Origin of the sequence: Galbibacter pacificus (assembly GCF_029603165.1) — a bacterium.
Taxonomy (GTDB): domain Bacteria; phylum Bacteroidota; class Bacteroidia; order Flavobacteriales; family Flavobacteriaceae; genus Galbibacter; species Galbibacter pacificus.
Map to the genome: position 1 here is coordinate 423,035 of NZ_JAQSVC010000003.1, position 19,086 is coordinate 442,120.

Genomic DNA, 19,086 nt, shown 5'->3' on the forward strand with positions numbered 1-19,086 from the left:
AGGATGCAAAGCGATTATTCGACAAAAGGAACATTGCTTTGAGATTTCGTGCGTCATTAAATATTGACCTAAACATTACCTTGTTTTTAACCAGCCCGTAATGCTATACCGTTCTGCGGCCAATACTGTCTTTACTTCATGCTCTAAGAGCTGGCTTTCAAAAATAACAACGCGCCCGGGCAGTGGATACAAACTTTTGGCTGCTTCCACACCGTTTTTTTCCTGATAGATTACCAGTTCGCCGCCATTTTCGTTTTTCCAATATTCGTCGTTGAGATAACAAACAAAAGATAGTTTCCTACGGTCATCGTTCTGGAAAGTATCCAAATGACGTTTGTAAAAGGTGCCTTCGGGATAGACGGCATAATGAAATTCTTTGTGCAAAATACCCAAAAAGCAGGTTTTGTTAAGGTAATGTGTCATATGGTTTATTTTGTGGAAGAAGCGTGTCTCGGCCGCGTTGGCTTTTTGCTCGTCGATCCATAAAACAAAGTCGCCACGGATGGATTTTATAATCTGTTCGTCAAACTTATTGCCAATGGCCGCTTTTTTAAACTGTTCCTCCTCGTATTTGGCCATCAGGGAATTGCGTAGCAGCACCACTTCATCATCTGTAAAGAAGTTGTCTATAACGCTGTATTGCTGCTCCAAAAGATCGTTGATAATACGCTCGTACAACGGATCTTCCACAAATTCTAGTTGATCGAACAACTCACTCATATGCTGCTCATTAAAAAGTGCGCAAATATAGCTTTTAATTTGAACGGTTATTTGTTAAATAATGGAGCTATTAACCATTTTATCAACCCATATGTAAACAGGCAATTTAGTAAGCCACCGGTATGCTTTTGCCCTTTACTTCAATACGCTTTAAAATTGTTTGGGTGGTATTTGCATCTTGGCCGCCTGTAAAACCGGGTTGTTTCCCTCCGACACTGATGGTAAACCAACCAGGCTCGATAACCAACCTGTCCTCGTTATTTATCATGGACAACTGCCTTGGCTGAATGGTAAACTCCACTTTTTGCTTACCTCCTTTTTTTAGGTGAATCCTTTTAAAGCCAATTAATTGACGGATTGGCCGCTTTGTTGAGGCTTCTTCATCGGTAAGGTATAACTGTACCACTTCGTCTCCATCATAATTACCTGTGTTAGTAACTTCAACAGAAACAGGGATCGGTTTATTTATTTCAATTTCCGTGGGAAGTTTACATGATGAATATTCAAACTTGGTATAGCTAAGCCCGTACCCAAATGGATAGAGCGGTTCTTTGTTGAAATACTTATAAGTTCGTCCCTGCATGTTGTAATCTTCAAACGGGGGCAAGTCGTCAACCGATTTGTAATAAGTAACCGGAAGCCTTCCCGCGGGGTTGTAATCGCCAAAGAGTACATCTGCAATGGCATCGCCCCCTTCCTGACCGGGATATCCCGCCGACAAAATTGCCGGAACATTTGCCGATGCCCAGTTAATCGACAAGGCACTTCCGTTAAGCAATACCAATACAACAGGTTTTCCAGTGGCAACTATGGCCTGCATGAGTTCTATTTGGGCTTTTGGCAAATTAAGATCGGTCCGGTCGCCACCGGAAAACCCTTCAACTGCTACCTTCATTTCTTCGCCTTCCAAGCGTTCGTTAAGCCCTAAAGCGAGGATTACCACATCGGCATCTTTGGCTATTTCGGTTGCTTTTTTCAATTGATTTTCCTTTGGTATGCTCCAAAGCATTTTAGCGGTAGCATCGCCATAATAATTGTTATATTTTACTTCAATTTTATATTTTTTCCCTCTTTCCATTACCATTTCTTTAGGGTCTATAACCGCGCGGTGCTCGTGATTTCCCCCACCTTTAACCTCATTGGCAATGGTAAACTCCATAAAAGGTTTGCCCCAATCACTAAAGTAATAGATTCCAGTTTTTGGAGGAGTGATGTATCCTGTCCAGCGAACGCTGTAATTTCCTATTTTTAAGCGCGGGTCGGGTGTTTCAATATCCCATTGAAAGTCAATCGTGCTGTCTATTTTAGTAAAAAGTGGTACTCCTTTCCATTCCGTCTCGTTGTAATATTGAGCGGTAAGCCCTTGTTTACCATCTTTTGTTGAAAGGTATTTTGACGGAATGGCTTCCATGGAGGGTATTCCTTTTGCTAATTCGCAACCTTCTTCATATAAAATAGTTGTTTGGGAGCCCAATTTATTTTTAATTCCCTGCAAAACCGTTACCGGGCTTTTTGGTATGCCGTTGTAATTTCCCCAAAGCGACTGTACATTAGCTGCATTCGGGCCAATCACAGCTACTTTTTTTACTTCTTTTGAAAAAGGCAAAAGATTGTTTTTGTTTTTTAGAAGAACAATGCTTTCCCGGGCGGCTTTTTTTGCTAAATCGTTATGTTCGGTACTGTTGTTATCCGAAAAGGGAATTTGTGCATAAGGAACTTTTTCATCGGGATCAAACATCCCCAGTTTTAAGCGTGCCCGCATCAACCGGCGAAGGGCAATGGTTAATTCTGCTTCATTTATAAGCCCGTTTTTAACAGCATCGGTTAATTTTTCATAAGAATTGCCGCAGTTTAGGTCGCAACCCTCTTTAACGGCCATTGCCGAGGCTTCCATAGCATCTTTTGCTACACCGTGTGTTTTCCACATATCGTAAATAGCGCCACAATCTGACACCACATAACCATCAAAGCCCCACTTATTCCTTAAAATATCAAACAGTGTGTCACTGGCACTTGCCGCTTCCCCATAAACACGGTTGTAGGCCGTCATGACCGAATATACATTGCCCTCTTTTACCAACGAACGGAAGGCCGGCAAATACGTTTCCCATAAATCTTTTTGTGTGGGCATTACGTCGAATTCATGCCGTAAAGGTTCAGGACCGGAATGTACAGCGAAATGCTTGGCAGTTGCCACCACTTTTAGGTATTTCTGGTCGTCGCCTTGCAAGCCCTTTACAAATTGCGTCCCTAATTCCCCAGTGAGATAGGGGTCTTCTCCATATGTTTCATGGCCCCGCCCCCACCTTGGATCGCGATAAATATTGATATTGGGTGACCAAAAGGTAAGCCCTTGATAAATTTCCCGTTGGCCCCTGCGTATGTATTCATGATGCTTTGCTCGGGCTTCATCGGATATTGCTGAAGCAACCGCAAATATTAAATCTTTGTCCCAAGAAGCGGCAATGGTTATGGACTGCGGAAAAACAGTAGCGTACCCAGCCCTTGCCACCCCGTGCAACGATTCGTTCCACCAATTGTATTTGGGTATCCCCAATCGTTCAATTGCAGGTGCCCTGAACAGCAATTGGTTAATTTTTTCCTCAACCGTGAGGCGTTCCATTATATCGTCTAAACGTTCTTCTTCCGATAATTCAGTGTTTTGAAAAGGATAGCTTTGTGCATTGCTTAAATTAACAATCGTTATTAGCAATAAAGACAAAAAAGATTTTGCAAGGGTCTGGTTTTTCATTTTGGCGGGTGTTTGTTCTACACTTAAATAAAGGCATTAAATTACTCAGAAATTCTGAACCAATCAAAATCTGCATAGCCTCCGCGTTTTGCCTTTTGTGTACTTATGCTAAAAAGGCCCACTTTAGCACCAATCCACTTACCGGGTTGTGCTTTAAAAGGTTTCCCTATTTGTTTAAATTTTTTACCACTTTCGCTATAACTGAATCGGCAGGTGGCATCTGGAGTCCTTACAGTAACCTTAAAATATATTTGATTGCTTTTGATGCGCGCTTTAGTAATTATTTTTTCGTCGTTTCCATTGATGGCCTCCAAAGCTTCGGTTTGTGCAATAAAAAACCCATCTTTATCCGAAGCAATTGTTAGCGTTGCATAATCCATTCCCATGATGATGAGCCCTGAACTTTTACCAGATATGGCTTCCTCCGGGAAAAGCTTCACCTTTGTTGTCGCAGAAAAGTTATTTGCAGGAAATTTTTGAAGCAAGAGATTGGGAACCATCCAAAGGTTTCTGCTCCCTTCGGGTACTTTCCTGCAGAACAGCCGTAAATAATCGGTGTTTCGAAGTTGTACGCTCCATAATACATTTGGATTGGCCTGCCATTGCCATTGAAGGCCTAGTTTATCTGTGCTAAATTCATCGGTTTCAATAGGAGAGACCATTGGATATGTTTCTCCAACAATTGGCTTTTTATGTTTAGTTACCGGTTCGCCAACACCATTTCCATCGTAATCTTCGCCCATTACCGGCCAGTTGTTTTTCCAACTCATGGGTTGTAAGTGCACTATTCTTCCATAAGCGTCAACATCTTGAAAATGATAAAACCAAGAGACTCCTGCTGGCGTTTCTACCCAAGCTCCTTGATGCGGACCATTAATTTTTGTGCTTCCCTGTTCCAGCACCACTTTTTCTTCATAAGGTCCAAAAATGTCTTTTGACCTTAAAACAAGTTGCCATCCCGTGGCTACGCCCCCAGCGGGCGCAAAAATGTAGTAATACCCGTTTCGTTTGTAAAATTTAGCGCCTTCAACCGTTGGGTTTGCGTCGTGGCCATCGAAAACGTGCTTTCCTTTATCCAGTATTTTGGTTCCTTCGGAGTTCATTTCATGCACGGTCAACAAACTTTTTACTCCGGCACGGCTACCTGCCCAGGCATGTACCAAATAGGCTTTCCCATTGTCGTCCCAAAGCGGACTGGGGTCAATGGCTCCTTTGGCCTCCATTACCAAGACGGGCTCATCCCATTTACCAAACGGGTCTTTGGTTTTTACCATGTAAATTCCGAAATCAGGATCGCCCCAATAAATATAAATTTCATTGTTATGATAACGGATGCTCGGTGCCCAAACGCCGTTTCCATGTTGGGGAATTTTAAAATGATCAACAGGAATTTGCTCCCGAAGTGCGTAATTAATAAGTTCCCAATTTACCATGTCTTTTGAATGAAGTACGGGAAGTCCCGGGGCACAGTTAAAACTGGAAGCCGTCATGTAATAATCATTGCCCACACGCACCACGTCCGGATCTGAATAATCGGCATGTAAAATAGGGTTTTTGTAGGTTCCATCACCTTGATCGGCTACCCAGACATCGGATTTGTACAAATCAGTATTCTGTGCATAAGACCCTTGAAATACAACGCCCGTTAGAAAAAGTGTTTTTAAAATCTTGCCAAGCATTTTTTTGAATGTTTTCAGTATTTCGCTCCGTTGATGGTTGTATTTGTAAACTGAATAGGCTCTGCATGTTCCACAAGCATTGGCATTTTTGCCTTTTTGATGGTAACGTTTTTAAAAGTGATGTTTTTTACGGGGTTTGCTTTGCGCCCACGTATTAAAATTCCATATTTTCCTCCGTTATCAACCTTGACATCTTCTATATGTATATTTTTAATGCTCGGCATGTAATTACCTTCTTGGTTGGCATAAATTCCATAATGGGTATTTATTTTTAAAAATGCTTCTTTTACCTGTCCAACTTCAATATTCTTTACAAAAACATTCTCCACAAACCCACCACGAAGCGTGTTGGTTTTAATACGGATGGCACGTTCCAGGTTCGGACTGTCCATTTTACAGTTTCTTACATACACATTGCGTACCCCGGCAGAAATTTCGCTTCCCATTACAACTCCTCCGTGACCGTCTTTCATTTCGCAATTTTCAACTACAATATTTTCGCTTGGGATATTTACCCGCCTTCCATCATCGTTTCTTCCCGATTTTATGGCGATACAATCATCGCCCGTATCAAACAAACAATTTTTTATGTATACATTCTTGCTGTATTCGGGATCGCAACCATCGTTGTTGGGTCCATGACTGCTTACGGTAACGCCATCAACAGTAATGTTTGTTGATTTTATGGGGTGCATTACCCAAAAAGGTGCATTGGTAAAGGTTACGCCTTGTACCAAAATGTTTTCGCATTCAAAGGGTTCAAAAAATGTAGGGCGCAAATGATGCCCTTCGCCAAAAACACGTTCTGCAACCGGGGTTCCGGCTTCATTCATTTTGCGTAAAGTTGGCAAATTAATGGAATCCTTTTGTTGAGGCGCTCCTTCTTTATGTCCGTAACGCTCAGCTCCACACCAAGGCCACCAATTTTTTTTACCTGCTTGCCCGTTAAAAACCCCTTTTCCGGTCACGGCAATATTTTTTTGTTTGTAAGCATAGATAAGCGGGGAATAGTTCATGAGTTCCACCCCTTCATAAGAAGTGTGTACCACCGGTAAATATGCCTTTTTATCTTTGGTGAAAAGCACCTCGGCCCCTTCTTCCAAATGTAAATTTATATTGCTTTTTAGGTGAATCGGTCCCGTAAGGTATTTTCCTTTGGGAATAATTACCTTTCCGCCACCGGTATTGGTGCATGCCTTGATAGCTTCTTTTATGGCATTGGTATTATCGGTTTTCCCATCGTTTACGGCACCAAAATCTTTAATGTTGAAAGTTTTATCGGGAAATTCAGGAACAATAATCCCTTCAATAATTTTAGCAACAGGGTCTTCTTGGACAATTTCTTTTTTTGATTCTTCTTTACATGAAAAAATCAACAATGTAGTTATAAGGCTTAATAGAAGCTTTTTCATTTTGGCTGTTTTATGGTGTGTTTAATGCAATCGATTACACAAATATATTCACTTGGAGCATATTTACAAATTTTAGGGTTGCTTTTTTATGGTTTCATAAAATAAAAGAAGGGAAATCCATAAAATCTCATTCTTGAGTAGCAAGCCTGTGGGTTTTAATAAAGTTTGCTTCAAAAATTATAATAAGGAGCATCCATTTAAAAACGCATTTTTCCTATATAATTCTCATTATCTTTGTAAAAATTTTCCTGGAGATGAGTACAATAAGAATTACCAAACAGTTCAGTTTTGAAACCGGCCATGCCCTTTATGGTTACGACGGAAAATGCAGGAATGTGCATGGGCATAGTTACAAATTGTCTGTAACCGTAATTGGAACACCCATTACCGACACTTCGCACGTAAAATTGGGGATGGTAATCGATTTTGGTGATTTAAAAAAAATCGTGAAAGAAGATATTGTCGATGTTTTTGATCATGCCACGGTTTTTAACAAAAACACACCGCATGTAGAATTGGCCAAAGAATTATCTGGGCGGGGGCACAACGTTATTTTAGTGGATTATCAACCCACCAGTGAAAACATGGTGATTGATTTTGCAAAAAAAATTCAAAAAAAACTTCCCCAACATATCAAATTACATTCGCTAAAATTGCAGGAAACTGAAACCTCTTTTGCCGAATGGTATGCCAGCGACAATGAACATGAACCCATTTAAGTTTTTTCAACCTCCCCGATGATCATCGTTCTGAAAACTATTTATTTTATCTTTACACCTTTAAACAAAATTGATGAACATTCCCGAGGGTAAAAAAATATATTTTGCTTCCGACAATCATTTAGGGGCACCAGACCATAAAGAAAGTTTGGTTCGTGAAAAAAAATTTGTGGCGTGGCTCGACCATGTAAAAGAAGATGCAGCCGCCATTTTTTTATTAGGGGATTTGTTCGACTTCTGGTTTGAATACAAAAGCGTTGTTCCCAAAGGGTTTACAAGAACCTTGGGGAAACTGGCAGAAATTACCGATGCCGGTATTCCGGTTTATTATTTTGTAGGAAATCACGATTTGTGGATGAACGGTTATTTTGAAGAAGAACTCCATATCCCCGTATACCATAAACCACAAGAATATACCTTTAACAACAAAACCTTTCTTATCGGCCACGGAGATGGCCTGGGGCCGGGAGATAAAGGTTACAAACGGATGAAAAAAGTATTTACCAATCCTGTGGCAAAATGGTTTTTTAGGTGGCTCCATCCTGATTTGGGAGTAAAACTAGCACAATATCTGTCGGTAAAAAACAAATTGATTTCCGGCGATGAAGATATTAAGTTTTTAGGGGAAGAAAATGAATGGCTTGTACAATACTGCAAGCGAAAGCTTGAAAATAGACACCGCAATTATTTTGTTTTTGGGCACAGGCACCTTCCTTTGGAAATAACTTTAGCAAACAATAGCAAATATTTTAATTTAGGTGATTGGATTTCTTATTACACCTATGCCGTTTTTGATGGAAATGAGATGCAACTTTTAAAATATGAAGACGTACAATAAAAAGCGCTTTTATAAAAAGAAATGGTTCCTTTTCTTTTTGGTGCTCTGCATTATATGTGTTTTTCTTCAATTTTTCCTTCAATTTAGAACTTCAGACAAACAAACGCTTAAAATTTTTAAAAAGGCCCATGTGCCCGTTTCCATAAAATATTTTAACGTCAAGGCCACAAATTGCTCCATACGGGCCATAGAAACTTCAGAAAAGAAAAAAAACACGGTATTATTTGTACATGGCGCCCCGGGGTCGGCCGATGCTTTTTATAATTACCTAAAAGACCCGACACTTCTTAAAAATGCAGAAATAGTAACTTTCGACCGTCCGGGTTATGGGTATTCCGATTTTGGGAAGGCGCATCCATCAATAATAAAACAGGCCATGGCCGTTAGCGAACTTATTGATTCCCTGCATTTAAAAAATGTAATTTTGGTCGGGCATTCTTATGGTGCTCCTGTTGCAGCTTATGCTACTTTAAAAAACAAAGACATAAAAGGACTGGTTATGCTTTCCCCGGCAATAGCCCCCGATAAAGAAATCTATTTTTGGATAGGCAATCTGGCCAGGTGGCGGGCTACAAGATGGTTGGTCCCGCCCGCTTTTGTAGTCTCTGCTGATGAAAAATATACACATGAGGCAGCACTACGGTTAATAGAACCGCAATGGAAAAACCTACAAGTACCAACGGTAATTATACACGGTAAAAAAGATATGTTGGCCTCTTATGAAAATATGACATATGCCAAAGAGCAATTTAAAAATGCCCCTGTAAGAACCATTTCCCTTCCGGAAGAAAATCACTTTATCCCATGGACGAAGCAACAGCTAATTGTCAGGGAAATAGATTCGCTAATCCATCTTTAATTATAGAATAATTAAGATATTTTTCTCCATAAAATGATTTTTATACATTTGAAAAAATCATAAGAAGCTATGCGATTCTCATTTGTACTGTTATTTTTAACTTTTTCCGTAAGTTTATTTTCTCAAAATAGTAATGACAGTATTGTCCGTGTGGGTTATGGAGGATCTGAACCGTTTGTATACTCGGATGATTCGCCAACGGGAATTATTGTCGATCTATGGCGTGAATTAGCATTTAACGAGAACCTGAAGTATAAACTATACCCATATAAAAACATTGATTCTGGCTTGAATGCCGTAAAAAACAATGCTGTCGATGTTTTTATTGGCCCAACTACCATCAATGCCGAGCGTGCAGAGCAGGTTACCTTCTCTCAACCGTATTTTGATACAGAAATGGCCATTTTGGCCCCCGTTCTGGATTTAACCCTCTGGGAGCGTATCCAGCCCTTTTTTAGTAAAACTTTTTTATTCGCCGTGCTAGGATTGCTGTTTGTACTTACAATTGTCGGGGTGCTCTTTTGGTTTGCCGAAGGGAAATATATGGCCGAAGAATATGGAAAAAGCATCGTTAAGGGAATAGGAAACGGTATTTGGCTGGCTATTGTAACCATGACCACCGTTGGTTATGGCGATTATGCCCCTAAAACGGTATTAGGGAGGTTTATAATAGGAAGTTGGATGATTATATCGTTGATTATGGCCACCTCCTTTGTGGCCGGAATTGCAACCACGCTTTCCATTACTTCCAAGGAAGGAAAGACAATTTCCTCGCTTACCCATTTGGAAAATAAAAAGGTTGCCGTACCATCCAATCCAAAGTTAATAGACAACATACATATTGTTGGGGGCGAAACCATTGTGGTTAATAACGTTCAAGAAGGGTACGATAAACTAATGGATGGAAATGTCGATGCTTTGGTCTATGACGTTGTTCCGCTTGAACATATTTTTGACAAAGGTGATAAAGAAGAATTCCTGCTAAGCAAAAAAGAAATTTTACCCCAACATTACGGGCTGGCCTTTCCCGAAGCCAATGTCCTAAAAAAACAAATCGATATTGAAATTTTAAGGCTTAAAGAAAGTGGGGAAATCAAAAAAATCATAAAAGAATGGATCAATAAGGATTAAACCATATCAGTTTCTATTACAATGTCGTTCAGCAATGTTTTGTGCACGGGGCATTTTGAAGAGATCTCCTTTAACCTGGCTTTTTGGGTTTCGTCCAGGTTTCCAATGAGTTTTATTTTTTTTGAAAGATGATCCATTCTGCCCGACCTGTCTCCTTTTATCATTAAATCCTCGCTGTGCTTCTTGGCATATGTTATGTATACAAAAACTTCCTGGAGGTCCCATTTTTTTCTTTCGGCATATAGTTTTAAGGTCATGGCCGTACACGAGGCCAAGGCCGCACTTAAAAAATCGTATGGGGCAGGGCCAAAATCGTCACCCCCCACACTTTTGGGCTCATCGGCCAGAAAGGCGTGGGTTCGGGTTTGCATATTGGTGGTAAAATTGTCTTCCTTTAGGTTTAAATGGGCTACCAACTGTTCTCCATTTCTATCGAGCATACTGTTCTGATGAACATCAAAATACCGTTGTACCCAACAACCAATTACATTTCCGGCATATTCGCTGTCCCTTTTATCCGTTAACAAATGGTCGGCACCGTCTAAACTCACAAAACTTTTAGGGTGCATGGCGCTCATATATATTTCTTCGGCATTAGCTACCCCCACAACCTTATCGAAAGGGGCGTGCATTATTAACAATGGCCTTCGAAGCGATTTAATGACCGCGGGAAGGTCCATGCCATCAAAACCCTTTATAAAATCCTGGTCTATTTTAAATGGCCTGCCCCCAATATTTACTTCAGCTTGTCCTTTGTCTTGAATCTCTTCAAGTTGGTGCGAAAACAGGTTTTTTGCATGCATTACGGAGGCCGGAGCACCAATGGTGGCCACAGCCTTGATATTATCCAATCGCGATGCTGCCACGAGAACCGCAGTCCCGCCCAATGAATGCCCAATCAGCATGGAAGGCGCTTGGTAATGCCTGGTCATATAATTGTTTACCACCATAAGGTCTTCAATATTTGCAGAAAAGGAACTCTCTGTAAATGCTCCTTCGCTTTGCCCCAATCCGGTAAAATCAAAACGAACTACGCCAAACCCGTGGTTTGTCAATGACCTGCTTACATTTTTTACAGCGGTTAAATTGCTGTTGCACGTAAAACAATGTGCAAATATGGCATAATAATTAGGCTTTTGGTTGGCCGGCAACTCCAAATAGGCGTTCAATTCGTAGCCCTTGCTATTTTTAATTCTGAATGATGGACTTTTCATTATTGTTTTTATTTACAAGGCTTTGCAACTTTTTATTTGTAAACTGTTCATAGTTGACCAAAAGCTTTTTTAACTTTGGGTCGATGTAGGTTTTACAAAACGGTTTTTCCGGGTTGGAATAATAATAATTATAAAACATCTCTTCGGAAGGCTTAAAGGTGTTGAATAAAGAAGCTTTCGTTATTATTTTTTCTGAAGAATTATTTTGAAATGCTTCCAGCAAGACCCTTATTTTATGTTGCTGTTCAACTGAAAAAGCATAGACTGCAGAAACATACTTGTTCCTTTTACTGTGGTTAACTGTACTTTTGTGTGTTTTAAGATGAATTTCTACAAGCGCCTTTAGCGGTATTTGTTCCGGATTGAAATAAACAATTACCGTTTCATAAAATGTGCTCGGGGCTTCTTTTGAAGCTACAAACCCCTGTTCTACTTTCACCACGCCAATCAACGATTGATAAATGGCTTCCATGCACCAATGGCAACTTCCCCCAAAAGCAATTTTTGTCATGGTATATGCTTTATCATTTTAATTTGTAACGCTTCAAAAAATCGGTCACTTTTGCTTCAGGCATTTCACAAGGCTTAAGGCTTTCTGAAGGAGCAGTGATCTAATAATTTAATTAAACTTATAAAATTGTTGCCTCCCAATTCTTCTGCATATATTTTTATACTTTTCCCATTGTTGAAATCGGTTCGGGAAACCCCATATTTTTTATTCAAATATTCCACTTCCGAATATCCTATTGGAATTTGTTTGATTTTATTCAATAGCATCTTATCAGCTTGATGGTTAAGGTTAAACCGCTTTATTTTTTAGGTAAAAGCTTACGGAAGCTATTTTTCTATATCTACACCGCCCCAAACCACTGCAAATTGCTGGCAGTGAATCACAATCGATTTATAATCGGTTAAATTTATGTCTTCGGGCAATTTGTATTGCTGGCTCCCTTTATTAGATTTTAATTCTGCTATAAGCACACCGCCCTCTTTATCTATTGCTTCGCGGTTTTTAATTTCGCTCATTTTTAAAGGCGATAGGTACAATTTTAGGTTGGGCCCCGCCAGTGTATTAAAATTACTTCCAAGCCTAAAATAATGCTGTCCATTTTTTTCTGTAATAGACCAGTTTCCTTTTACGTTATATACTTTTTCTACCCATTGGTTTCCGTTTTGGGTATATGCACTGGATGCAATTAAGGTAAACAGTAAAAAAGTAAATACAGTAGTTTTCATCGGTTTGCTTTTTTGGGTTAAGAGCTACAAGACAACATGGAACAACCTATTTTATGGCGTGCCCAGTCTGGGCGTTTTACAAACCATTTTTCGTGTTCCGGTTGTTCGTCATATGGGCGCTTTAACAAATTATACAACTCATCAACAAGGCTATAATCGCCATTATTGGCTGCATCTATTGCAAGTTGGGCCATATAGTTTCTTAAAACGTATTTGGGGTTTATTGTGTTCATTTTCTTTTTTCGTTCCTCATCGTTTAGCTTTTCGTTTTTTAGCCTAATTGCATACAGTTCAAACCAGGCATTCCATTTCTTCAATACATCGCCCTCAAGTTCCGCAGGAAAATAAAAGGCTTCTTCAATTAATTTGGCTCCTTTTTCTGGGTTTTGTTTTTTAAATGTACTTAAATTTCTAAAAAACAGGGTCATATCTATCTCATTGTTTTCCAACAGCTCTTCAAGTTGCATTGTTAAAGTTGTATCTTCTTTTTCTTCAGAAGTAAATAACCCAAGCTTTTTGCGCATCATTTCCAAGGACTTGACTTCAAAATCTTCCTTATAGGCATTAAGGGCGTCTTCCAACCCTTTTGTTTCGTTAATAAGCGGATACAATGCATTTGCTAATTGGTACAGGTTCCAAAGGCCAATATTAGGCTGATTTCCAAAACGGTATCTTTTATGGGTGGCATCGGTGGTATTGGGCGTCCATCCAAAATCGAAACCTTCCAGCCAGCCATAGGGGCCATAATCAATGGTGAGCCCTAAAACAGACATATTATCGGTATTGAGCACGCCATGGACAAAACCGACCCGTTGCCAATGAATTATGGTTTCCAATGTTTTACGGGCAATTTCCTTGAATAGTTTTACATAGGTTTCTTTTGAAGGTTCCCCCAAGTGGGAATAAAAATGCTTTATGGTATAATCTGCCAGTTTCTTCAATGTTGCATGGTCTTCCCTTGCAGCATGTATCTCGAAGTTTCCAAAACGAATAAAAGTTGGCGCAACACGGCACAATACGGCCCCTTTTTCGAATTCCGGGTTGCCGTTGTACATCATGTCCCTTAGAACATTGTCGCCTGTTAAGGCCAGTGAAAGTGCCCTTGTTGTTGGCACCCCTAAATGGAACATGGCCTCACTGCACAAATATTCCCTAATAGATGAGCGCAATACTGCCAAACCATCGGCCGAACGAGAATAGGGTGTTTCTCCCGCTCCTTTTAATTGCAATGCCCAACGTTTATCCTGATGTACAACTTCTGCCAGGTTAATGGCGCGGCCATCGCCCAATTGTCCTGCCCAATTACCAAATTGGTGACCACCATAACACATGGCGTATGGCTTGGTGTTTGGCAGTACTTTTTTTCCGGTAAAAACATTGAGGAAATCATCGGTTTTAGCATCTTCGGGAGTTAGCCCAAGTTCCCGCAACATCTCCTCGGAAACATGAATCAACGATGGTTTTGAGGTTGTTTTCGGTTTTACATAACTAAAACAGGCTCCCTTTACCTGCCGTGTATAATTCTCTGTAATTGGGTCGGCAGGAAGTTCTTTGTTAAACGTGTCTTGTATGTTTAGCCTTAACTTACTCAAAATATGTGTTGTAATAACGTTTTAATCTTGTTCTTATTCTGTTTATATGTATTTATTAAATTGTTGCTGTCATTATTTAGATGAAGCCGTTTTTTTTAATTTGCCGGCATGCATTTTTCTAAGTTTTGCCAATTTTGGTGTAATTACCGCACTACAATATCCCTGCGATTGATTGTTTCTGTAATAATCCTGATGATAATCTTCTGCTTCATAAAAAGTTCCTAATGGACTTATTTCAGTAACAATTGGGTCTTCATAATAAGGTTCTATTTGTTCTGCAACTTTTTCGGCTATTGTTTTTTGTTTTTCATCGTGATAATAAATAACCGAACGGTATTGAGAACCTACATCGGCCCCTTGCCTATTCATGGTTGTAGGGTCGTGGCTCGTCATAAATATTATTAGCAGTTCTTTATACGAAATTATTTCAGGATTGAATGTAATTTGAACGACCTCTGCATGGCCTGTTAAGCCAGAGCACACCTCTCTGTATGTAGGTTTCCCGGGAGCCGTTCCCCCTGCATAGCCGGATACTACTTTTTCTATGCCTGCTACTTCTTGAAAAACAGCCTCGATACACCAAAAACAACCGCCGCCAATAGTGGCTACTTCATGTTTATTATTCATTTTCTGTCCTTTCTAATTTTATTGATTCAGAATTTATGCAATAACGCAAACCGCTTGGTTCCGGACCATCCGGAAAAACATGCCCTAAATGCGCATCGCAGGTATTGCACATTACCTCAACCCTTACCATGCCAAAAGAAGCGTCTTTTTCGTACTTAATGGCATTTTCTTTAATAGGCTGGGTAAAACTGGGCCATCCCGAACTGGAATCGTACTTAATGGTAGCGTCGAACAATGGGGTGCCGCAACAAATACAATTGTATTTTCCTGCATCGTAAATAGTGCACAAAGCACCCGAATGCGCCATTTCGGTTCCTTTTAACCGTGTAATCCTGTACTGTTCGGGCGTGAGCAATTCTTTCCATTCGGCATCGGTTTTTTCAACACGTTTATCTGGTTTAGGATTACCTTTTACCGAAAAATTTATTACTTCTTTCCAAGTTAACATAGTGTTTTTCCTTTCTTTTTTTGTTGAAGAACCCGTTTAAGCTTTTTAACCTGCCCGTTTAACATTGTTCAAGCGGTTGGGTAAAATGACTGATTTTTCACTTTAATCAAAAGAATTAAAACGAGTTCCGATTAAAACAGTATAATAGTCGTTTTTGGTTTAAATTTCTTACGGCAAAACGGATATCATTGCTCAACTGTTTTTTTCAATGTAATGAAAATTATATAGACCTCTTGAATTTAGTTGGTTAAAAAAAGAAACTATTTGCAGCGAAGTATGTCATACTATTTTATATCCTTCAACTTTAATTGAAGGGAAACGGTACCGTTCCATTCATTTTCATCGATTGCATAAACTGCATCGAAGGTTTTTTTATGGATTGTTTTTTCAATTTTATTCCCAAGTCCAAAGCCAATGGCCCCAAATGTATTGCTGTTTCCCTGTGATACATTTAGTTTTAAATGTATTTGGTCTTGTCCCACGCATTTTCCATAACCGTTATCCTGTAGTCCTTGAGTTAAAAAAACGAGAGCCATATTTCCGGGGCCAAATGGAGCAAATTGTTTAAGGATGCGGTAAAATTTAGGCGTAATATCATTCAGGTCGATTTCGGCATCGATAATGAGTTCGGGCGTTAACAATTGTAAATCGATTGTTTCCGAAACCACTTTTTCAAATTTAGCCTTAAACAGTTTGTACTGTTCGGGTTTTAACGTAAGCCCTGCCGCATATTTATGCCCTCCAAATTGCTCCAGGCAGTCTTCACAGGCTTCAATGGCATTGTAAACATCGAACCCTTTGACCGACCTTGCCGATGCAGCGAGTTTTTCGCCACTTTTGGTAAAAACCAGTGTCGGCCTGTAATAAGTTTCGATAAGCCTTGAAGCTACAATACCTATAACGCCTTTGTGCCAGGTTTCATCAAACACCACCGAAGTATAGTTCTTTTCTTCTTTATTCTCCTGTATCTGCAATAATGCTTGCTGGGTAATTTGTTGGTCCAGGTTTTTTCGGTCGGCATTAAAATTTTCTACTTCTTCTGCAAACTGAACAGCAGTATTAAAATCTTTTTCGACCAGCAATTGCACTGCATGCTGGCCATGTTTCATCCTTCCGGCCGCATTGATGCGCGGCGCAACCACAAAAACAACATCGGTAATGGTAAGTTCTTTTTTTAATTGTTTGGTAATAGCCTTGATACCCGGCCTGGGCATTTCGTTTATAACTTTCATCCCAAAATGGGCCAAAACCCTATTTTCTCCGGTAATAGGGACTATATCGGCTCCTATTGCGGTAGCCACCAAGTCCAGATAAGGAACAAGGTCTTCAGTGGTTTGCCCTTTGCGCAAGCCAAGTGCCTGAATAAGCTTGAACCCCACCCCACAGCCGCATAATTCATCATAAGGATATTGGCAATCGTTTTGCTTTGGGTCTAAAATAGCAACTGCATCTGGAATGGTCTCGCCCGGCCTGTGGTGATCGCAAATAATAAAATCGATGCCCTTTTCTTTGGCATATGCCACTTTATCGACTGCTTTAATGCCACAATCCAATGCTATTATGAGCGTAAAATCGTTGTCGTCGGCAAAATCGATGCCCTGAAACGAAACCCCGTATCCTTCATCATACCTATCTGGAATATAGGTGGCCACATTAAAGTAATTTTCTTTTAAATAAGACGACATTAAGGAAACAGCCGTAGTTCCGTCCACATCATAATCGCCATAAACCAAAATATTCTCGCCTTCTTCAATGGCCTTTTCAATCCGCAATACGGCCTTTCTCATGTCTTTCATCAGAAAAGGGTCGTGAAGGTGGTTTAACGAAGGCCGGAAAAACTTTTTGGCATCCGAATAATTGGTAATTCCCCGCTGTAACAGCAATGTACTGACAATAGCATTTACGCCAAGCTCCTTGGATAGTCTTGAAATTTCATCTTTTGAAGGCATTGCCTTTACGGTCCAGCGAGTCATAAACAGTAGGGTTAGGGGCTAGTTATTTATGAATTGTGATAATGTGTGTTGATTGTCATTTCGGCAAAGCGACGAAACATTTCCATGACGCCACAATATTTTTCTACAGAAAGGTCGACCGCCCTTTGCAGTTTCTTTTCTTCCAAGGATTTTCCGTAAAAATGATAATCTACGCTTACTTTATGGTAATATTTTGGGTGCTCGTCTGTAAGTTCGGCCGTAATATCGATTTTAAAATCTTCTACTTCCAGTTTCATTTTCTTTATCATAGAAGCAACGTCCAATCCAGAACAGCCTGCCAATGCCGATAGCATTAATGCTTTTGGCCGCAATCCATCTCCGTTTCCGCCATCTTCTGGGCTAGCGTCTATAATTAATTCGCCCGCTGGATTGGTAGAATGAAATTGCATGTTCTCTCTCCAGGTTGTTATGACTGTATTTGTATTTGCCATTTTTATATTTTTATATGAATCGTCAAAAATACATATTCCTCAACAGAAAGTCCTTTTATTCATTCTAAAATTACCTGTACCCTTTCTTGTAAGATCGGAATAACTTCTATTTCAAACCATTTGTTTTTGGCCATCCAAAACCGGTTTGTGGGCGATGGATGCGGAATTGGAAAAAATGCCGGCAGGAACTCCTGATAATTCCGCACGGTTTCTGTAAGGTTTTTATAACTATTGCCCTTTAAATATGCTTTCTGTGCATATTGACCTATTAATATTACAAGCTGAAGGTCTGCTAATTGATCGAATATCTTTTGATGCCATTTCGGCATACATTCGGGCCTTGGAGGCAAATCGCCGGTTTTACCTTTGCCGGGATAACAAAACCCCATTGGCACCACGGCTATGTTATTGGTATTGTAAAAAGTTTTAGCGTCTATGCCTAGCCATTGGCGTAACTTTTTTCCGCTTGCGTCGTCAAAATCGGTTTGGCTTTCATGTGCCTTTGTCCCCGGTGCCTGTCCAATAATAAGTATTTTGCTGTTTTTATTGAAACGTAGCACAGGGCGCGGTTCTAAAGGTAAATGTGCCGCACATATGTTACATTTTTTTATTTCCTTTAGCAATTCTTTCAAATTTTATTATTTTTAGGACTTTCCGCTTATTACAATTACAAACTCACCCTTTGGCGCTTTTGTATTAAAATGATTTATCAACTCGTGAACGGTGCCCCTTATGGTTTCTTCGTGCATTTTTGTAAGTTCTCTGGAAACGGACATCTGCCTGTCTCCGCCAAAAAATGTAGCAAAATCGGTCAACGTTTTTATCAATTTGTGAGGGGACTCATAAAAAACCATGCTCCTGGGTTCTTCGGCCAATATCTTTAGCCGTGTTTGCCGGCCTTTCTTTACGGGCAAAAAACCTTCAAAAACAAATTTATCGTTTGGCAGGCCACTGTTTACCAATGCAGGCACAAAAGCGGTTGCTCCCGGCAGACAGTCTACTTCTATTCCTTTTTCAATACATGTACGTGTTAATAAAAACCCGGGGTCGGAGATGGCGGGTGTTCCGGCGTCACTGATGAGCGCAATTGTTATTCCGGACAATATCCGTTCGGAAATGGCCTCGACCGTTTTGTGCTCGTTATGCATATGGTGACTGTGCATTTGTGTAGAAATTCCCAAATGCTTTAAAAGTTTTCCGCTTGTCCGGGTATCTTCGGCTAGAATAAGATCTGCTTCCTTTAATGTCCGAATGGCCCTTAAGGTAATATCTTCAAGGTTACCTATGGGCGTTGGTACTATATACAGTTTTGACATAACAACATTTATGGCAAAGGTAAAGGAAGTTTTATTTTTATGAATTTTTTTCTAACAATCCTATTAAATCGAAGCTGCAGACAAAAATGACGTCCAATTGCTAATGGTTCGTTCATTG

At 40.0% G+C, this 19,086-nt stretch carries 18 protein-coding genes; 4 read left to right on the forward strand and 14 right to left on the reverse strand.

The window, feature by feature from the left end; all coding sequences use genetic code 11:
• Window positions 1–75 precede the first annotated feature (75 nt).
• The 4 genes from PSF86_RS10270 to PSF86_RS10285 form a co-directional block, all read right to left on the reverse strand.
• On the reverse strand, window positions 76–720 hold the full coding sequence (locus PSF86_RS10270) for a 2OG-Fe(II) oxygenase (RefSeq protein WP_277899985.1): 645 nt from the start codon (window positions 718–720) through the stop codon (window positions 76–78).
• Window positions 721–826: 106 nt separating this feature from the next.
• Entirely contained in the window at window positions 827–3,472 is a 2,646-nt protein-coding gene (locus PSF86_RS10275; protein WP_277899986.1) for a glycoside hydrolase family 3 C-terminal domain-containing protein, read from the reverse strand.
• Between the two features lie 41 nt (window positions 3,473–3,513).
• Window positions 3,514–5,151, reverse strand: a complete 1,638-nt coding sequence (locus tag PSF86_RS10280) for a glycoside hydrolase family 43 protein (RefSeq protein WP_277899987.1) — start codon at window positions 5,149–5,151, stop codon at window positions 3,514–3,516.
• 14 nt (window positions 5,152–5,165) lie between these two features.
• Window positions 5,166–6,563: a glycoside hydrolase family 28 protein gene (locus PSF86_RS10285; RefSeq protein ID WP_277899988.1), complete on the reverse strand. Its 1,398-nt coding sequence runs from the start codon at window positions 6,561–6,563 to the stop codon at window positions 5,166–5,168.
• 254 nt (window positions 6,564–6,817) lie between these two features.
• Here PSF86_RS10285 and PSF86_RS10290 point away from each other — a divergent pair, with 254 nt between their 5' ends.
• The 4 genes from PSF86_RS10290 to PSF86_RS10305 all read left to right on the forward strand — a co-directional run bounded on the left by PSF86_RS10290 (window position 6,818) and on the right by PSF86_RS10305 (window position 10,110).
• A complete protein-coding gene (locus PSF86_RS10290; RefSeq protein WP_277899989.1) occupies window positions 6,818–7,282 on the forward strand; it encodes a 6-pyruvoyl trahydropterin synthase family protein in 465 nt (154 codons plus the stop codon).
• Between the two features lie 73 nt (window positions 7,283–7,355).
• Window positions 7,356–8,120, forward strand: coding sequence for a UDP-2,3-diacylglucosamine diphosphatase (locus PSF86_RS10295; RefSeq protein ID WP_277899990.1), 765 nt, complete (start codon window positions 7,356–7,358; stop codon window positions 8,118–8,120).
• On the forward strand, window positions 8,104–8,979 hold the full coding sequence (locus PSF86_RS10300) for an alpha/beta fold hydrolase (RefSeq protein ID WP_277899991.1): 876 nt from the start codon (window positions 8,104–8,106) through the stop codon (window positions 8,977–8,979). Before PSF86_RS10295 ends, PSF86_RS10300 begins: the two co-directional genes overlap by 17 nt.
• A gap of 69 nt (window positions 8,980–9,048) precedes the next feature.
• Window positions 9,049–10,110 carry a transporter substrate-binding domain-containing protein gene (locus PSF86_RS10305; protein ID WP_277899992.1) on the forward strand — a complete coding sequence of 354 codons (1,062 nt, stop codon included), beginning with the start codon at window positions 9,049–9,051 and terminating at the stop codon, window positions 10,108–10,110.
• Here PSF86_RS10305 and PSF86_RS10310 read toward each other — a convergent pair.
• From PSF86_RS10310 to rsmI, 10 genes are all read right to left on the reverse strand, one after another.
• A complete protein-coding gene (locus PSF86_RS10310; protein ID WP_277899993.1) occupies window positions 10,107–11,324 on the reverse strand; it encodes a bifunctional alpha/beta hydrolase/OsmC family protein in 1,218 nt (405 codons plus the stop codon). The genes PSF86_RS10305 and PSF86_RS10310 overlap by 4 nt on opposite strands.
• Window positions 11,299–11,835, reverse strand: a complete 537-nt coding sequence (locus PSF86_RS10315) for a peptide-methionine (S)-S-oxide reductase (protein WP_277899994.1) — start codon at window positions 11,833–11,835, stop codon at window positions 11,299–11,301. Before PSF86_RS10315 ends, PSF86_RS10310 begins: the two co-directional genes overlap by 26 nt.
• Before the next feature lie 326 nt (window positions 11,836–12,161).
• Window positions 12,162–12,560, reverse strand: coding sequence for a DM13 domain-containing protein (locus PSF86_RS10325; RefSeq protein ID WP_277899995.1), 399 nt, complete (start codon window positions 12,558–12,560; stop codon window positions 12,162–12,164).
• A 17-nt stretch (window positions 12,561–12,577) separates the two neighbouring features.
• Entirely contained in the window at window positions 12,578–14,155 is a 1,578-nt protein-coding gene (locus PSF86_RS10330; RefSeq protein ID WP_407933326.1) for a protein adenylyltransferase SelO, read from the reverse strand.
• A gap of 69 nt (window positions 14,156–14,224) precedes the next feature.
• A complete protein-coding gene (msrA, locus tag PSF86_RS10335) occupies window positions 14,225–14,779 on the reverse strand; it encodes a peptide-methionine (S)-S-oxide reductase MsrA (protein WP_277899997.1) in 555 nt (184 codons plus the stop codon).
• The gene (gene msrB / locus PSF86_RS10340; RefSeq protein ID WP_277899998.1) at window positions 14,772–15,227 is read right to left on the reverse strand and encodes a peptide-methionine (R)-S-oxide reductase MsrB; all 456 of its coding nucleotides are present in this window, start codon (window positions 15,225–15,227) and stop codon (window positions 14,772–14,774) included. The genes msrA and msrB overlap by 8 nt, the downstream gene beginning before the upstream one ends.
• Before the next feature lie 284 nt (window positions 15,228–15,511).
• Window positions 15,512–17,200 carry a single-stranded-DNA-specific exonuclease RecJ gene (recJ, locus tag PSF86_RS10345; protein ID WP_277899999.1) on the reverse strand — a complete coding sequence of 563 codons (1,689 nt, stop codon included), beginning with the start codon at window positions 17,198–17,200 and terminating at the stop codon, window positions 15,512–15,514.
• Between the two features lie 26 nt (window positions 17,201–17,226).
• Window positions 17,227–17,652, reverse strand: coding sequence for an OsmC family protein (locus tag PSF86_RS10350; protein WP_277900000.1), 426 nt, complete (start codon window positions 17,650–17,652; stop codon window positions 17,227–17,229).
• A 59-nt stretch (window positions 17,653–17,711) separates the two neighbouring features.
• Window positions 17,712–18,284: a uracil-DNA glycosylase family protein gene (locus PSF86_RS10355; protein ID WP_277900001.1), complete on the reverse strand. Its 573-nt coding sequence runs from the start codon at window positions 18,282–18,284 to the stop codon at window positions 17,712–17,714.
• 12 nt (window positions 18,285–18,296) lie between these two features.
• Entirely contained in the window at window positions 18,297–18,968 is a 672-nt protein-coding gene (gene rsmI / locus PSF86_RS10360) for a 16S rRNA (cytidine(1402)-2'-O)-methyltransferase (RefSeq protein WP_277900002.1), read from the reverse strand.
• Window positions 18,969–19,086: the final 118 nt, after the last annotated feature.

Excerpts from the sequence above, each read along its gene's own strand:
- PSF86_RS10270 (WP_277899985.1), bottom strand. The coding sequence starts at position 720 with ATGAGTGAGTTGTTCGATCAACTAGAATTTGTGGAAGATCCGTTGTAC.
- PSF86_RS10275 (WP_277899986.1), bottom strand. The coding sequence starts at position 3,472 with ATGAAAAACCAGACCCTTGCAAAATCTTTTTTGTCTTTATTGCTAATA.
- PSF86_RS10280 (WP_277899987.1), bottom strand. The coding sequence starts at position 5,151 with ATGCTTGGCAAGATTTTAAAAACACTTTTTCTAACGGGCGTTGTATTT.
- PSF86_RS10285 (WP_277899988.1), bottom strand. The coding sequence starts at position 6,563 with ATGAAAAAGCTTCTATTAAGCCTTATAACTACATTGTTGATTTTTTCA.
- PSF86_RS10290 (WP_277899989.1), top strand. The coding sequence starts at position 6,818 with ATGAGTACAATAAGAATTACCAAACAGTTCAGTTTTGAAACCGGCCAT.
- PSF86_RS10295 (WP_277899990.1), top strand. The coding sequence starts at position 7,356 with ATGAACATTCCCGAGGGTAAAAAAATATATTTTGCTTCCGACAATCAT.
- PSF86_RS10300 (WP_277899991.1), top strand. The coding sequence starts at position 8,104 with ATGAAGACGTACAATAAAAAGCGCTTTTATAAAAAGAAATGGTTCCTT.
- PSF86_RS10305 (WP_277899992.1), top strand. The coding sequence starts at position 9,049 with ATGCGATTCTCATTTGTACTGTTATTTTTAACTTTTTCCGTAAGTTTA.
- PSF86_RS10310 (WP_277899993.1), bottom strand. The coding sequence starts at position 11,324 with ATGAAAAGTCCATCATTCAGAATTAAAAATAGCAAGGGCTACGAATTG.
- PSF86_RS10315 (WP_277899994.1), bottom strand. The coding sequence starts at position 11,835 with ATGACAAAAATTGCTTTTGGGGGAAGTTGCCATTGGTGCATGGAAGCC.
- PSF86_RS10325 (WP_277899995.1), bottom strand. The coding sequence starts at position 12,560 with ATGAAAACTACTGTATTTACTTTTTTACTGTTTACCTTAATTGCATCC.
- msrA (WP_277899997.1), bottom strand. The coding sequence starts at position 14,779 with ATGAATAATAAACATGAAGTAGCCACTATTGGCGGCGGTTGTTTTTGG.
- msrB (WP_277899998.1), bottom strand. The coding sequence starts at position 15,227 with ATGTTAACTTGGAAAGAAGTAATAAATTTTTCGGTAAAAGGTAATCCT.
- recJ (WP_277899999.1), bottom strand. The coding sequence starts at position 17,200 with ATGACTCGCTGGACCGTAAAGGCAATGCCTTCAAAAGATGAAATTTCA.
- PSF86_RS10350 (WP_277900000.1), bottom strand. The coding sequence starts at position 17,652 with ATGGCAAATACAAATACAGTCATAACAACCTGGAGAGAGAACATGCAA.
- rsmI (WP_277900002.1), bottom strand. The coding sequence starts at position 18,968 with ATGTCAAAACTGTATATAGTACCAACGCCCATAGGTAACCTTGAAGAT.